Here is a 14794-nt window from a genome sequence, read left to right on the forward strand (position 1 = left end):
GGTCTCAGCCCTTCACGCCGGAGGAGGCGATGGAGTTCACGAACGATCGCTGGAAGGCGATGAAGAGGACGAGCACCGGCACGGTGATGACGCTCGCGTAGGCCATCAGCTGGCCCCAGGAGACGTTGAGCTGCCGGAAGTAGTCGATGCCCACCATCGCGGGCCGGACGGCCTCGCTCTGGGTCACCATCAGCGGCCAGAGGTACTGGTTCCAGGCCGGGAGGAAGGTCAGGATCGCCACGGTCGCGATCGCCGGGCCGGACAGCGGCATGATGACGCTGCGGTAGATCCGGAACCAGCCGGCGCCGTCGATCATCGCCGCCTCGTCCAGCTCCTTCGGGATGGTGTCGAAGTACTGGTAGAAGAGGAAGATCGAGAACGCGTTCGCGATGAACGGGACGATCTGCACCGCGTAGGTGTCGAGCCAGCCCTGGGAGAACTCCACTCCGTCGAAGTACGGCAGCAGGTTGACCTCCCACAGCAGCGGTAGGGCCATGACCTCGAAGGGCACGATCAGCGTGGCGAGGATGACCGCCAGCAGGACCTTCTGGCCGCGGAAGCGCATGCGGGCCAGCACGAAGGCCGCCATCGAGTTCACGACGAGGCCGCCGACCACCGTCGCCACGGAGATGAAGACGGAGTTGAACAGGAACTGCGCGAACGGCACCCGGTCGAAGACCCCGGTGTAGTTGTCGAGGCCGATGTCGCCGACGGGCAGGAAGGCCCGGATCCCGCCGAGGTCGGCGAAGATCTGGGTGTCGGGCTTGAAGCTCGACACGATCATGAAGAGCAGCGGCAGCCCGAACACGAGCGCGAGCGCGCTCTTGAGGACGGTCACCAGCACGGCCTTGCCGCGCCCGGAGCGGTCGGCCCCCGCCACGGAGACCGCGTGGGGCGCTGCCGGGTTGTCGGCGACGTGGGTCAGGACCTCGCTCATCGGGTGGCCTCCTTGTCGCGGGTGAGGTGGCGCTGGACCAGGGACACGGCCAGCACGAGCACGAAGAAGACCAGCGAGATCGCCGACGCGTACCCGGTCTGCTGCTGCTGGAAGCCGCTGCGCACGGCCTGGAACACCAGCGTCGTGGTCGAGTTGAGCGGTCCGCCCTGGGTCATGATGTTGACCTGCGAGAACAGCCCGAACGCGGCGATGGTGATCGTGATGAGGATGAAGGTCCTGGTCTGCCGAAGGCCCGGCCAGGTCACGTTGACGAACTGCTGCCAGCGGCTCGCGCCGTCGAGGGCGGCAGCCTCGTAGAGCTCCTGCGCGATGGTCTGCAGACCCGAGAGCCAGATGACCATGTGGAAGCCCATCGCCTGCCACGCGGACATGAGGATGATCGCGATCAGGGCCGTCTTGGGGTTGCCGAGCCAGTCCGGTCCGGCGATGCCGAAGTTCGCCAGCACGGCGTTGATCAGGCCGTTGGGCTGGTACAGGAACAGCCACAGCATCGAGACCACGACCATGGAGGTCACGACGGGGAGGAAGTAGACCGTCCGGAAGAAGTTGGTGCCGCGCATCTTGGAGTTGATGAGGACGGCGAGGCCCAGGGCCGCACCGGACTGCACCGGGACGATGACCACGGTGAAGATGATCGTGTTGCGCAGCGACGCCCAGAAGGTGTCGTCGGAGAAGAGGTTCACGAAGTTCGTGACGCCGATGAACTGCGCCGGCTCCGGGGAGATGAGCCGGGCGTTCGTGAAGGCCAGGACGAAGGTCAGGCCGATCGGCACGAGCAGGAACGTGATGATGAGCACGGAGGCCGGCAGCAGCATGAGCAGGGCCACCAGGCCGGGGCTCCTGGTGCCTCTCGGCGCCCGCCGCTCGGCGGTGCGGGTGGTGCGGGCCGATCGGGGCACGACGCCCGCCTCGGAGAGCGGTTCAGCGGTCGGTGTGGTCACAGCAGGGCTCCTCCATCCATGAGCTGGCCGGGGTGACGGGGCGGGCCGCCGCCTGCTGCTGCGGCCCGCCCCGTGGTGCTCACTGGAAGTAGTTGTTCTGCTGCTGGTTGGCGTCGATGTCCTTGGTCGCCTGGTCGAGCACGGCCTGCGGGTCGGCCCCGTTCAGGATGTCCTGGGCGGCCTTGGTGAACGTGGTGGCGATGAAGGGGTAGCCGGGCGTCACCGGGCGCAGGACGGCGTACTCCTGGGCGTACTGGCGGAAGATGTCGTTCTCCCCGCCGTCCTCGAACCCGGGGACCTCAGCCGCTGCACCCGGGGTGGTCGGGATGTTGTTCGTGTCCGTGGCCACCTTCGCCACGTACTCGTCCTGCGCCGCGAACTTCATGTACGCCGACGCGGCCTCGGGGTTGTCGCAGGTGGCCGACATGCCCCACTGCCAGGAGCCGCCACCGATCTTCGGGCCCTGGCCCAGGTCGACCGTGGGCAGGAAGACGGTGTCGTCGAAGGCCTTGCGCAGCGGGACCGCGGTCCACGAGCCGCTGTAGAGGATGCCGGTCTTGCCGTTGGCGAAGGCCTGCGTGGGGTCGCTGCCCGACTTCAGGGCGATGTCGCCGTTGGCCGCCAGCCCGCGGAACCAGGTCGCCCACTCGACGGCCTCGGGGCCGTTGAGCACGCCGTCGGCGCTCTTGTAGTCGTCGCGGTCGATCAGGTCGCCGCCGGAGCTCTGCAGGAACGGGGAGTAGGCGTAGGGCCACCACTCTCCGGTGCTGCCGGTCTGGAAGTCGGCCGGGTACTCGTACTTGCCGGACGCCTTGAGCTTGGCCAGGGCGTCGGAGAACTCGTCCTTGGTCCACGGCTGGTCGATGGTCGGGGTGCGGATGCCGTTCTCGTCCAGGATCGACTGGCGCGAGACCATCACCAGGGAGACGTCGTAGAAGCCGTAGGAGTAGATCTTGTCGTCGTACTTGCCGATGGTGGTGGGCAGGTAGTCCGACAGCTCCTCGTCCATGCCCTCGAGCGGGGCGAGGTAGCCGGCCCACGCCCAGTTCGGCACGTTCGGGCCGTCGATGTCCATGATGCAGGGCAGCTTCTTGGCGGCCGCGGCAGCGGTGACGGACTGGTTGTAGGAGTCCTGGGGGAACGCCTGCAGGTCCACCGTGTAGCCGCTGCCGCTGGCGTTGAAGTCGTCGACGATCGTCTGGATCGCGCCGAGCTCGCCGGCGTTGCCGGCGTTGTGCGTCCAGAGGGTGATGGTGCCGTCCTCGCCGGACGACGACGAGCCGCCGCCCTTGGCGCAGCCGGTGAGCAGCAGGGTGGTAGCGGTGACGACGGCCGCGCTGACGGTGAGGCGACGGCGGATCGAGCTCTTCACGGGGACTCCTTCGTTGGATCCGGGTGGTGCTGCGAGGGGCCCGCCGGGCAGGGGTGAGCTGCTCGGCACACGGGGTGTGGCTGAGGTGTGGCGGGGGTGTGGCGGGGTGCTCGGCACCCGGACGACTCATCGGTGAGCGTCGATCCGGCGACGAGCGCTAAATCGGTTTAGCGGGAGGAAGGTAACATCGGCTTCCCGGCTGCTGCAAGGGTTTAGCAGCGCGATCTCACGGCGTTGCCGGGCCGTGATCTGCGGACGGCACGACGAACGGATGAGGCCCCGATGACGAGACGCACGACCATCGCCGACGTGGCTGCGGCGGCGGGCCTGTCGAAGACGACCGTCAGCATGGTGCTCAACGACAGGCCGGGGACCCGCCTCTCCCCCGAGACGGCGGAGCGGGTGCGGGCGGTCGCCGCGGAGCTGCAGTACCGGCCCAACCTCGCCGCGCGCGTGCTGCGCCAGGGCCGCACCCGCACCGTCGGGTTCGTCTCCGACGACGTCACCATCACCCGGTACGCCTCGGCGATGATCCGCGGCCTGCTCGACGTCGCCGACGACCAGGACCACACCGTGCTCATCGCCGAGACGGGGCACCACCCCGAGCGGGTGGCCAAGGCCGTCGAGACGATGCTCGACCGGCGCCCCGACGCGGTGATCTTCGGCTTCATGGCCGCGCGGCGGGTCCCGCTGCCCGCCCTCCCCGACGGCCTGCCCGTGGTCCTGCTGAACGGCCGCACCGACCGCCCGACCCCCGTCGTGCTCCCCGACGAGCTGACAGCGGGGCGCGCGATGGCCCGCGTGCTGCTCGACGCCGGCCACCGCGAGGGCATCGGGATCATCGGGACCTTCCCCGAGGGGCACCTCGTGCCGGAGGTGTCCGTGACCCTGCACGACCGCTTCACCGGCATCCACGAGGAGCTCGTGGCGGCCGGCACCGGCGTGGTGGCCGCCGCCGAGGAGACGTCGTGGAGCGACCCCGAGCACGGGTACCGGGCCGCGCGGCGACTGCTCGCCGGCGGGGAGCGGATCCGCGCCCTCATCGCGATGAACGACAACCTCGCCTTCGGCGCCTACCGCGCCCTCCGGGAGGCGGGGCTCTCCGTGCCGGACGACGTCTCCGTCGTCTCCTTCGACGACGACGTCATCGCCTCCTACGTGCGCCCCGCGCTGACCACGGCCCGCATCCCCTACGAGGAGATGGGCAGGACGGCGATGCGCATGGCGCTCGACGGCGAGGTGGAGCCCCAGACGGTGCTCGTGCCCATGCCCGTCCAGCACCGGGACTCGGTGGCCGCCCCCTGACGCTCCTGATCGTGCAGAAGACCCGCACCCACCGGCCCGGGGTGCGGGTCTTCTGCACGATCACCTCGGAGTGGTGGCCTCGCTGTCCAGGTAGGCCAGCCAGCCGCCGTGGGCGGTGATGTCGCGGGCGCCCTGGACCGCGTCGTGCGTGCAGGTGAAGCCGACGACCTCGCGCCCGTCGTCCAGCGCCACACGGGTCAGGCCCATCGGAGCGGGGAGCTCCGCCAGGAAGGTGCCGAGCGCTGCGGCGCTCAGCCGCCAGAGCCCGCCGAGCACCGACGCCCCGCCCGCCGCCTCGTCCGGACCTCCTGCACCGACGCGCACCAGCCCCGGCTTCGGCGGCACCGTGTCCAGGGCCACCAGCCGGTAGCCGGCCTCCGTGTTGACCGGCCCGAGCCAGCGGGCTCCCCGGGACGTCAGCTGGCCCACCAGCGGCTGCCCGGGCAGGTGGGCGCCGACGACGAACAGGTCGACGGCGCTGGCCCCCGCCACCACGGGCCACGGGTCGGAGGCAGCGCGGGGCTCGGCCGCCCCGGGCGCGGCGACCGACGCGACCGGCGCCTGCACCTGCGCGGCGAGGTCGAGGGCGACGGCGTCGTGGAACGCGGGCGCGAGGACCGTCACGCCGAGGGGCCCCGCCGCGGGACCCTGCACCTCGCCGCTGGGAACGGCCACCGCGCACAGGTCGAAGAGGTTGCAGAAGTTCGTGTACGTGCCCATCCAGGCGTTGACGCCCACCGGGTCCGCCGCGACCTCCGCCTGCGTCGGGTGCCCCGGGGCGGTCGGCACGAGCAGCGCGTCGCACCCGGCCACGGCCTCCTCGCACTGCGCCCGCAGGCGGGCCAGCTCGGCGAGGTCGCGGACCATCGCGCTGCCCGTGACGGTCCCGGCGCGGGCGATGATGCCGCGCACGGTGGGGTCGACCTCTCCGGGACGGGCGTCGACGAAGGCGCCGACGGCGGCGTGCCGCTCGGCCACCAGCGCGCCGTCGTAGAGCAGCCGGGCGGCCGCGAGGAACGGCCCGAACGGCACCGGCACCACCTCGTGGCCCGCGGCCCGCAGCCGCTCGACAGCCTCGCCGAAGGCCTCCTCGTAGCCGGGCGCCAGAGCGGGCAGCGCGTCGGGCACGGCCACCCGGGCGCGCGGCGGCGCGGCCAGCGGCGCGTCGGCGGGCCAGGCCCGCGTGCCGGGACCGCCCGCCATGACGCCCATCGCGAGGTCAGCGGTGCCCAGGTCGCGCGCGAAGACCGTCACCGCGTCCCACGACCGGCACGCCGGCACCACGCCGTCGGTCGAGACGACGCCGAGGGTCGCCTTGATGCCGACGATCCCCTGCAGCGCCGCGGGCACCCGGCCCGAGCCGGCGGTGTCGGTGCCGATGGCCACGTCGGCCAGCCCGAGGGCGACGGCGACGGCGGAGCCGGAGCTCGACCCGCCGGAGATGCGCTCCGGTCGCCGCGCGTCGCGGACCCCGCCGTGGGGACTGCGCTGCCCGACCAGCCCGGTGGCGAACTGGTCGAGGTTGGTGGTGCCGAGCACCACCGCGCCCGCCGCGCGCAGCCGCGCCACGGCCTGCGCGTCGGACCCGGCCGGCTCGGTCGCGAAGGCCGGGCAGCCCGCCGTGGTGGGGAACCCCGCGACGTCGACGTTGTTCTTGACCGCCAGCAGCAGCCCCGCCAGCGGGCCGGTGTGCTCACCCCACGCCGCGGCGTCGCGCTCGACGTCGTCCCGCGAGCGCCGGTGGACCCACACCTCCGGGCGGTCGGTGTCCTCCACCGCGCGGAACGCGGCGTCGACCCGCTCCTGCGCGCTCGCCGGCGCGCTCATGCCGCGACCTCGACGTCGGCGGAGAGCACCACGAGGGCGTCTCCGGCGGCGACCTGCGCGCCGGGGCGCGCGATGACGGCGTGGACGGTGCCGTCCCGGTCGGCGACGACGGGGCTCTCCATCTTCATGGCCTCCAGCACTGCCAGGACCTGCCCGGCGCGGACCTGCTCCCCCGGGGTGACCTCCACCTTCCACACGCTGGCGGTGAAGGGGCGTCGATGCGGCTGCCGCCGTCGGGCACCTCGACGTCGGGGGCCGCGGCGGTGGCGGAGGCCGCCTGCTCGGCGCGGCTGGCCCTGTCGAGCTCGCCCGAGGCCGCCCACGCGGCGCGCTCGGCGGCGAAGGCCTCGGCCTGGACGGCGCGGAACGCCGCGATGCTCGTCGCCTCCCGCTCGAGGAAGGCCTCGTGCTCGGCGAGGGAGAACTCCCCCTCGGTGATGTCCAGGCGCCCGCGGCCGGCGGCCACGTCGGCGCGCAGGTCGAGCAGCTCCTCCGGGGAGACGGGGTACCAGCTGATCCTGTCGAAGAACCGCAGCAGCCAGGGGTGGCCGTCGGTGAAGGGCGCGTCGGTGCGGTAGCGGCTCCACACCTGGGTGGTGCGGCCGACGAACTGGTAGCCGCCGGGCCCCTCCATGCCGTAGACGCACAGGTAGGCGCCGCCGATGCCCACGGAGTTCTCCGCGGTCCAGGTGCGGGCGGGGTTGTACTTGGTGGTCACCAGGCGGTGGCGGGGGTCGAGCGGGGTGGCCACCGGGGCGCCGAGGTACACGTCGCCCAGGCCGAGCACGAGGTACTCGGCGTCGAAGACGGTGCGGTGGACGTCCGCGGGAGCGTCGAGCCCGTTGATGCGCCGGATGAACTCGATGTTCGACGGCGTCCAGGGGGCGTCGTCGCGGACGCCGGCCTCGTAGCGGGCGATGGCCTCGCGGCAGGCCGGGTCGTCCCAGCTCAGCGGCAGCCGCACCGAGCGGCTCGGCACGACGAGCTCGCTGACGGCGGGCAGCTCGTCCTCGACCTCGGCCAGCACCTCCAGCAGGCGCGGCACGGGCAGGACGTCGGGGTCGACGTGCACCTGCAGCGAGCGGATGCCGGGGGTCAGGTCGACGACGCCGCGCAGCTCGCCGGCGGCGGCGCGCTGCTCCAGGGCGGTGTGCAGCGCGTGCACCCGGGCCCGCAGGCCCAGGTCGAGCACCATGTCGCCGTACTCGACCAGCACGTTCGCGTCGCCGCTGCGCCGGTAGACCACGGCCGGGACACCCGCCTGGCCCTGGTCGCGGCGGCCCAGCACGGCGGGCTCCCCGCGGTGGGGGCGCCACAGCACCGGCTCCACCGCGCGCGGCGAGGGCACGGACGACGCGGCCACCGGCACGAACGAGACCGTGTCGCCCGGGCGCAGCTGGCCCAGCTTCCACAGGTCGGCGCCCACCACGGTGACCGGGCAGACGAAGCCGCCCAGGCTGGGGCCGTCGGGACCGAGCAGGATCGGGGTGTCGCCGGTGAGGTCGAGCGCCCCGACGGCGTAGGCGTTGTCGTGGAGGTTGGACGGGTGCAGGCCCGCCTCGCCGCCGTCCGGGCGCGCCCACGCGGGAGCCTGACCGACCAGGCGGACGCCGGTGCGCGCGGAGTTGTGGTGCACCGAGTACCGCGTGCTGTAGAGCGTCTCCACCCCCGCGGGGGTGAGGAAGTCCGGCGCGGCGTGCGGGCCCTCCAGCACCGCCAGCTCCCAGTGGCCGGTGATCTCGGGTCGCTGGTGGGGCGGCACCGCGGCGGGCGTCGGCGCCGCCGTCGTCCCGCTGTCGGCGGGCAGGGTGCGCAGCACGTCACCGGGGCGCAGCGCGCGCCCGCCGTGGCCGCCGAAGCGGCCCAGGGTGAAGGTGGCGCGGCTGCCCAGGTGCTCGGGCACGTCCAGCCCCCCGGCCACGGCCACGTAGGTGCGCAGCCCCGCGGTCGCGTCGCCGACGTCGAGGACGCCGCCCGCGGGCACGAGCACCGGCTCCCACATGGGCACCGGCTCGCCGTCCACGGTCACCAGCGCGCTCGCGCCGGTGACGCAGACGAGCAGCGGGTGCGTGGTGCGCAGGCGGGGCCCGGTGGCGGTGCACTCCAGGCCGGCCGCGTCGGCGGGGTTGCCGAGCGCGGTGTTGGCCAGGCGCAGGGAGCGGGAGTCCATCGCGCCGCTCGGCGGCACCCCCACCTGCCACAGGCCGGTCCGGCCCTCGACGTCCTGGACCGTGGTCATGAGCCCGGGACGCTCGACGACGACGCGGGGCTCCGGGTCGGCGTGCTCCCCCAGGGCGCCGAGCGTCGCGGTGGAGTGCGTCACGGCCAGCACGCCGGGCAGCTGGGTGGCGTGCCGGAGCAGCCCGAGGTTCACCTCGATGCCGTCCACCCGGGTGCGCCCCAGCGCCTCGTGGAGCCGGGCGAGGGCGGAGGGCCGGTCGTCCGCGGAGGCGATGATCTTGGCCAGCAGGGGGTCGTAGGCGGTGGAGACGTCGGTGCCGGTCTCCGCCCACCCGTCCACGCGCACGCCCTCGCCGGTGGGCAGCTCCACGCGGGTCAGCTCGCCGGCGCTGGGCCGGTAGCCGGCGCTGGGGTCCTCGGCGTAGACGCGGGCCTCCACGGCGCAGCCGCGCACGGGGACGGCGCCGAGCCGCTCCCCCGCGGCCAGGTGCTCGTCGAGCACGCCGGTGTCACCTGCGGCCAGGCGCAGCATCCACGCGACCAGGTCGACGCCGGTGACGGACTCGGTGACGGGGTGCTCCACCTGCAGCCGGGCGTTGACCTCCAGGAAGGAGGCCTCGCCGCGGGCGGCGTCGTAGACGAACTCCACCGTGCCCGCCGAGCGGTAGCCCACCGAGGCGGCCAGGCGCCGGGAGGCCGCGTGGAGCTCCTCGCGCACGGCGTCGGGCAGCGCGGGCGCGGGCGCCTCCTCGAGGACCTTCTGGTTGCGGCGCTGCAGGGAGCAGTCACGGTCACCGAGGGACAGCACCCGGCCGGTGCCGTCGCCGAAGACCTGCACCTCGACGTGCCGCGCGGCGCTGACGTAGCGCTCGGCGAACACCCCCGCAGACCCGAAGGAGTGCGCCGCCATGCGGGTCACGCGCTCGTAGGCCTCGCGCAGCTGGGCGGCGTCCTGGCAGACGCTCATGCCGATGCCGCCGCCACCACCGGTGGCCTTGAGGATCACGGGGTAGCCGACGGCCTCGACCTGCTCGACGGCGGTGTCGGCGTCGGGCAGCAGCCCGGTGCCGGGGAAGACGGGGACGCCGGCGGCCACGGCCGCGGCTCGGGCGGTGTGCTTCTCGCCGAAGGCCCGCAGCTGGTCGGGGGTGGGCCCGACGAACGTCATACCCGCGGCCTGGACGCGCTCGGCGAACGCCGCGCTCTCGGAGAGGAACCCGTAGCCGGGGTGGACGGCGGTCGCGCCGTGCAGCGCCCCGGCGGCGAGCACGCGCTCGACGTCGAGGTAGCTGCTCGCCGGCGGGGTGGGACCGAGGTGCACGGCCTCGTCGGCCAGGCGCACGTGCGCGGCGGCGCGGTCGGCGTCGGAGAAGACCGCCACCGTGCGCCAGCCCAGCGCGCGGGCGGACCTGATGATGCGGCAGGCGATCTCACCGCGGTTGGCGACGAGCAGCACGTGCTCACCCGCGGCCGTCGTGGGCTCACTCACCGGAGCGCACCACCATCTCGGCGCGGCTCGGGTCGAAGCCGTTGCACGGGTTGTTGACCTGCGGGCAGTTGGACACCACCACCAGCACGTCGGTCTCCGCGCGCAGCACGAGCGAGAGCCCCGGGGCGGAGATGCCGTCGACGATGCCGAGCGCGCCGTCCGGGTCGACCGGGACGTTCATGTACCAGTTGATGTTGGGCACGTGGTCGCGCTTGCCCAGGCCGTGGCGGCTGAGCTCGGACAGGAAGTTCTCCACGCACGCGTGCTGGGACTGCGTGTGGTGGCCGTAGCGCAGGGTGTTCGACTCCTTGGAGCAGGCGCCCCCGAGGGTGTCGTGGCGACCGACCTCGTCGGCCACGACCGTCATCAGGGGCGAGCCCTCGTTGTCGCGCAGCACGCTGCCGGTGGTGAGGAACACCGAGTCCTGCTCGACCAGCGTCGCCTGCGCGCTGTAGGCGCGGGAGGTGTCGGCGGCGTCGTAGCAGAGGAAGTCGACGGCCTGGTTGCCGTCGAGGTCGACGACCTCCAGCAGCTGGCCCTTCCGCACCACGTGCGACCAGGGCGCCCGGGGGCGCACCACGGCGCGCAGCAGCTCCTCGCCGGTGGTCGTGCCGGCCAGCCCGTTCGTCGTCGTGCTCACAGCCCGGCTCCCTCGCGGTAGGACGTGGTGTTCTCGAAGGCGCGGCGCCCCTCCGGGGTGGCGCTCCACAGCGGGTCGTCCGGCGAGGTGGTGCGGTCGCGCCACGCCACCACCTCCAGCGGGGTGCTCGTGTACGCGGGGCGCGGGTCCAGCGGGTGCGGGGCGTTGGCCACCAGCAGCACCACGGGCAGCTCGGTGCGCAGCACGAGCGACGTCCCGGCCCCGGCGGAGCCGCGCCAGCGGGGGTGCCCGCCGTCGTCCACCCGGACCCCCTGGAAGAACGAGACCGACGGCGGCAGGTCGCGCCGCCCCAGGCCGTGCTTGGCGGCGCCGAGCACGAACAGCTCCCGGCCGGCCGGGGTGGGGCCGTCAGGGGCGCCGTCGCCGTAGCGGGCGGTGTTGCGGGCGGCGGTCGAGGCGCCGAAGACGGCGTCGTGGTGGCCGGAGGTGTCGGAGAGCACCGAGGCGAGCACGCGGCCCTGGTCGCTGAGCAGCAGCTGGCCGGCGCCGGAGTAGACCTGCCACTGCACCTTGACGGTGTCGGCGACGTTGAGCCGCTCCCAGGGTTCAGCGGCGTTGTAGAGCAGCACGTGGGCGCAGGCGTCGCCGTCGACGTCGTTGAGCTGGACCGCCGTGCCCGCCGCGAGGCGGCGGTGCGTGTAGCCGCCACCGGCGACCAGCTCCGCCCACACCACCGCGGAGGCGTCGACGCCCTCGGGCGCCTCGGGGCGGTGCCAGGTGCCGGCCGCGGCCGCCTCCTGGGCGCGGGCGTGCTCGCGGGCACCGGCCGTGGTGGCGGTGCTCGACGTCGTGGTCGTCGTGCTCATGGGGCTCCCCGGTCGGCTGCTGCGGCTGGTTCCTGTCGATCGACAGAAAAGGAACCAGGGGCGCGTTGCCGACCGATCTCGCACTCGTTACGGCGGTGTGACGCCCTCGACGAGCGGTCAGGACGACGGGGGGCCGCCGTAGCATCGCGGCGTGTCGCCACGACTGCCCGGCCGCCCGCGCGCCGCCGCTCCCCGTGACGGCATCTCGACGCAGGAGGAGATCCTCCAGGCCAGCGACCGGCTCTTCTGCGCCCAGGGGTACGGCCCCACGAGCACCCACGCCATCGCGCGCGAGGCGCGGATCTCCCAGGCCTCGCTCTACCACCACTTCGCCGGCAAGCAGGACGTGCTGCTCGCCCTGCTCCTGCGCACCGTGCGCCCGTCGGCCGACCTGGCCGAGCAGCTGGTGGCCGGCGGCGACGGCGACGGCGGAGGACCCGCCGAGCGCCTCCGGCGGCTGTGCGCCTACGACGTGCGCCTCCTGGCGTCGGGAGCGGAGAACACCGGGCTGCTGTACTCCCTGCCCGAGGTGCGCGCCCCCTTCTTCGCCCCCTTCCACGCCGAGCGGCGACGGCTGTTCGAGGCCTACCGGGCACTGGTCTCCGCCGCGCGCGGCGCCGAGACCGCCCCCGGTGCACCGGACCCCGACCGGCGCGCGGCGATGGTGCTCAGCCTGGTCGAGAGCGTGGTCACGCGCCGCCTCGACGGCCTCGGCGGCGTGGACGACCAGCTGCCCGACCAGATCGCCGACGCCGCACTGCGCCTGGCCCTCGACCGACCGGCGCGCTGAGAGCACCTCGTAACGCAGCCGTCACCTGCGTCAGCCCCGCCGAAACACCCGTCCCCCACGGTGGTCCACGGTTTCGATCAGCCGACCGGAACCCGTCCCGGGTGGAGGCAGATCATGATCATCGCAGGAGTGGGGCTCACCGTTCTCGCGGTGCTGGTGGTGGGGATCGTGGTCGCCAAGAAGGTCGACGGCGACAGCGCGAACTACCTCGTGGCCGGCCGGTCCCTCGGCGTGCCGCTGGTGGCGATCGCCCTGTGCACCGCCGCCGTCGACAGCAACGCGACCGTCGGCAACACCGACCTGTCCGCCAGCTTCGGCTTCTGGGCCGGTGCGTCCCTGGCGCTCGGCCTGGCGATCTGCCTCCTGCTCGCGGGGCTGTTCCTCGCCGCCCCGATGAACCGCATCGGCCTGTTCACCCTGGGCGACTTCTTCGCCCGCCGCTACACGCGGCCCGTCGAGGTCGGCGCCTCGGCGCTCATGATCTTCGCCTTCACCATCCTGCTCGGCGGCAACCTCATCGCGTGCGGCTTCCTGCTGGAGCACTTCCTGGACGTGCCCTACGCGGTGGGCGTGGTCGTCTGCGCGGGCCTGGTGCTGGCCTACACGATCGGCGGCGGCCTCTACTCCGACGCGTACGCCTCCGTCATCCAGGGCGCCATCACCGTCGTCGCGACGTTCAGCCTGCTGGTCTGGGTGGCCTCCAGCTACGGGATCGTCATCCCCGAGGGCATGGGGCCGTTCGACGTGGGGCAGCTCACCGACCCGGCGCAGGGCGCCCCGGTCAACTGGGCCACCCTCGTCTCGCTCGGCATCGGCGACCTCGTGGCCGTCGACTTCATGCAGCGCATCTTCGGCGCGAAGACGCCGGCCGCGGCCAAGAGGGCCTGCTTCATCGGCGCCGGTGCCACCGCCGCGATCGGCGTCGTCTGGTCGCTCGTGGCCCTCTCGGCCACCTCGGTGCTCGGTCTCACGCCCGACGCCGGCCCGGTGATGTACCAGCTCATGAGCGACCACGCCCCGGCGGTCATCTCGGTGCTGGTGCTGTCCGGCGTCGTCGCCGCCTCGTTCTCCACGGCGTCCGGCGCCATCCTCGCCACCGCCGCCATCGCCGTCCGCAACATCGCCGGCGTGCGCCGCGAGGTCGAGCCGGGCCACGCCGACCCGCTGCTGCGCTGGACCCGCGTGGCGATGGTGCCGATCCTCGGCATCGGCGTGCTGCTGGCGGTGCGCGTGCACCACACGGGCATCCTGCTGACCCTCGCGTTCGACATCATGCTGGCCGCGCTGATCGCCCCCTTCCTGCTGGGGCTGTTCTGGAAGCGGTCGACGTCGACGGCGGCGCTGGTCGGCATGGGCACCGGTCTGGTGGTGCGCGTGGGCCTGCTGGCCGTGACGCCCACCCTGTACGGCGTCGACAACACCCTGCTCTACGTGCCCAACACCCTGGTCACGGCGGCCTTCGACGGGTGGGCCACCTTCGTGGCCTTCGGCCTCGGAGCCGGGGCGTTCGTGGTCACCGCGCTCCTGACGCGCAACCGCGCGGAGGAGGAGGTCGACCTGCGCCACGTCGACAGGTTCGCCCTCGCCGAGGTCGGGGCAGCGGCCGACGTGCGACTGCCCGCTCCCGCGGGCGAGGTCGACCTGCGGCTGGCGCGGGAGCGCTCCGTGCGCTGAGCCCCCCGGTGATCATGCAGAAGACCCGCACCCCGAACCCCGGGGTGCGGGTCTTCTGCATGATCACCCCGCGGGCCGCGTCGGGAGGAGCCCCTGGTCGCGCTCAGCGGCGCCAGAGCAGGTGGTGCACCACGCCGCTCGGGCTCGGCACCACCTCGCGGTGGTACCGGTCGTCGAGCTCCTCCGGCGCCGTCCACAGCCGGCTGCCGGCGCCGAGCTCGAGCGGGGCGACCGCCACGTGCAGCTCGTCGACGAGCCCGGCGTCGAGGAAGGCGCGGATGCTGTGCGCTCCCCCGCCGAGCCGCACGTCGAGCCCGCCCGCCGCCGCCCTCGCCTGCTCGGCCACCTCGGCGGGGCTGCCGCCGACGAAGTGGAAGGTGGTCTCCCCCAGGGTGAACGACGGCCGCGGGTGGTGGGTCAGCACGAACACGGGGGTGCGGAAGGGGGGCTCGTCTCCCCACCACCCTGCCACTCGTGGTCGGTCCACGGTCCGCGCTGCGGCCCGAACTTGTTTGCGCCCCATGATCTCGGCGCCGATGCCGTGGGCGTAGCCGCGCACCAGGTGGTCGTCGAGCCCGCAGGTGCCCTCGCCGCTGCGGGGCCCGGGGAAGCTGGCGGTCGCCATCGCCCACCGCATGAGGTCGCGGGGGTGGGCGTGCCCGAAGGGCCGCTCCAGGCCCTGCCCCTCTCCGGCCCCGTAGCCGTCGGCGGAGACGGTGAAGTTCTGGACCTTGAGCAGCTGCGCCACCGGTGGAGGGTTCCACGCCCCGGGCGCGCGGGGAAGAGCGAC

At 73.5% G+C, this 14794-nt stretch carries 10 protein-coding genes and 1 pseudogene; 3 read left to right on the forward strand and 8 right to left on the reverse strand.

Features of this window, described 5'->3' with window-relative positions:
• Positions 1 to 4: 4 nt before the first annotated feature.
• From F1641_RS10820 to F1641_RS10830, 3 genes are all read right to left on the reverse strand, one after another.
• Positions 5 to 937, reverse strand: a complete 933-nt coding sequence (locus F1641_RS10820) for a carbohydrate ABC transporter permease (RefSeq protein WP_194905428.1) — start codon at positions 935 to 937, stop codon at positions 5 to 7.
• Positions 934 to 1899, reverse strand: coding sequence for a carbohydrate ABC transporter permease (locus F1641_RS10825; RefSeq protein ID WP_206691016.1), 966 nt, complete (start codon positions 1897 to 1899; stop codon positions 934 to 936). The genes F1641_RS10820 and F1641_RS10825 overlap by 4 nt, the downstream gene beginning before the upstream one ends.
• A 79-nt stretch (positions 1900 to 1978) precedes the next feature.
• Positions 1979 to 3271: a sugar ABC transporter substrate-binding protein gene (locus F1641_RS10830; protein WP_206691017.1), complete on the reverse strand. Its 1293-nt coding sequence runs from the start codon at positions 3269 to 3271 to the stop codon at positions 1979 to 1981.
• A 282-nt stretch (positions 3272 to 3553) separates the two neighbouring features.
• Between F1641_RS10830 and F1641_RS10835 the strand changes: the two genes are divergently transcribed.
• A complete protein-coding gene (locus F1641_RS10835) occupies positions 3554 to 4576 on the forward strand; it encodes a LacI family DNA-binding transcriptional regulator (protein WP_194905429.1) in 1023 nt (340 codons plus the stop codon).
• A gap of 60 nt (positions 4577 to 4636) precedes the next feature.
• Here the strand turns inward: F1641_RS10835 and atzF are convergent, their stop codons facing one another.
• The 4 genes and pseudogenes from atzF to F1641_RS10855 all read right to left on the reverse strand — a co-directional run bounded on the left by atzF (position 4637) and on the right by F1641_RS10855 (position 11540).
• The gene (gene atzF / locus F1641_RS10840; RefSeq protein ID WP_194905430.1) at positions 4637 to 6403 is read right to left on the reverse strand and encodes an allophanate hydrolase; all 1767 of its coding nucleotides are present in this window, start codon (positions 6401 to 6403) and stop codon (positions 4637 to 4639) included.
• Positions 6400 to 10040: pseudogene (uca, locus tag F1641_RS21450) on the reverse strand (urea carboxylase). The gene atzF and the pseudogene uca overlap by 4 nt, the downstream one beginning before the upstream one ends.
• A gap of 25 nt (positions 10041 to 10065) precedes the next feature.
• Entirely contained in the window at positions 10066 to 10665 is a 600-nt protein-coding gene (locus tag F1641_RS10850) for an urea amidolyase associated protein UAAP2 (protein WP_375541485.1), read from the reverse strand.
• A gap of 44 nt (positions 10666 to 10709) precedes the next feature.
• Positions 10710 to 11540 carry an urea amidolyase associated protein UAAP1 gene (locus tag F1641_RS10855; RefSeq protein ID WP_194905434.1) on the reverse strand — a complete coding sequence of 277 codons (831 nt, stop codon included), beginning with the start codon at positions 11538 to 11540 and terminating at the stop codon, positions 10710 to 10712.
• 151 nt (positions 11541 to 11691) lie between these two features.
• Here F1641_RS10855 and F1641_RS10860 point away from each other — a divergent pair, with 151 nt between their 5' ends.
• Both F1641_RS10860 and F1641_RS10865 read left to right on the forward strand, forming a co-directional pair.
• Entirely contained in the window at positions 11692 to 12330 is a 639-nt protein-coding gene (locus F1641_RS10860) for a TetR/AcrR family transcriptional regulator (RefSeq protein ID WP_194905436.1), read from the forward strand.
• Positions 12331 to 12444: 114 nt separating this feature from the next.
• Positions 12445 to 14004 carry a sodium:solute symporter gene (locus F1641_RS10865; RefSeq protein WP_194905438.1) on the forward strand — a complete coding sequence of 520 codons (1560 nt, stop codon included), beginning with the start codon at positions 12445 to 12447 and terminating at the stop codon, positions 14002 to 14004.
• Between the two features lie 103 nt (positions 14005 to 14107).
• On the opposite strand, the gene F1641_RS10870 is transcribed toward F1641_RS10865, so the two are convergent.
• The gene (locus F1641_RS10870; RefSeq protein WP_194905440.1) at positions 14108 to 14752 is read right to left on the reverse strand and encodes a dihydrofolate reductase family protein; all 645 of its coding nucleotides are present in this window, start codon (positions 14750 to 14752) and stop codon (positions 14108 to 14110) included.
• Between the last annotated feature and the right edge of the window lie 42 nt (positions 14753 to 14794).

Source organism: Quadrisphaera sp. INWT6, from assembly GCF_015390235.1.
Lineage (GTDB): Bacteria > Actinomycetota > Actinomycetes > Actinomycetales > Quadrisphaeraceae > Quadrisphaera.

Coding starts and splice junctions, on each gene's coding strand:
- F1641_RS10855 (WP_194905434.1), bottom strand. CDS start 11,540: ATGAGCACGACGACCACGACGTCGAGCACCGCCACCACGGCCGGTGCC.
- atzF (WP_194905430.1), bottom strand. CDS start 6,403: ATGAGCGCGCCGGCGAGCGCGCAGGAGCGGGTCGACGCCGCGTTCCGC.
- F1641_RS10835 (WP_194905429.1), top strand. CDS start 3,554: ATGACGAGACGCACGACCATCGCCGACGTGGCTGCGGCGGCGGGCCTG.
- F1641_RS10820 (WP_194905428.1), bottom strand. CDS start 937: ATGAGCGAGGTCCTGACCCACGTCGCCGACAACCCGGCAGCGCCCCAC.
- F1641_RS10865 (WP_194905438.1), top strand. CDS start 12,445: ATGATCATCGCAGGAGTGGGGCTCACCGTTCTCGCGGTGCTGGTGGTG.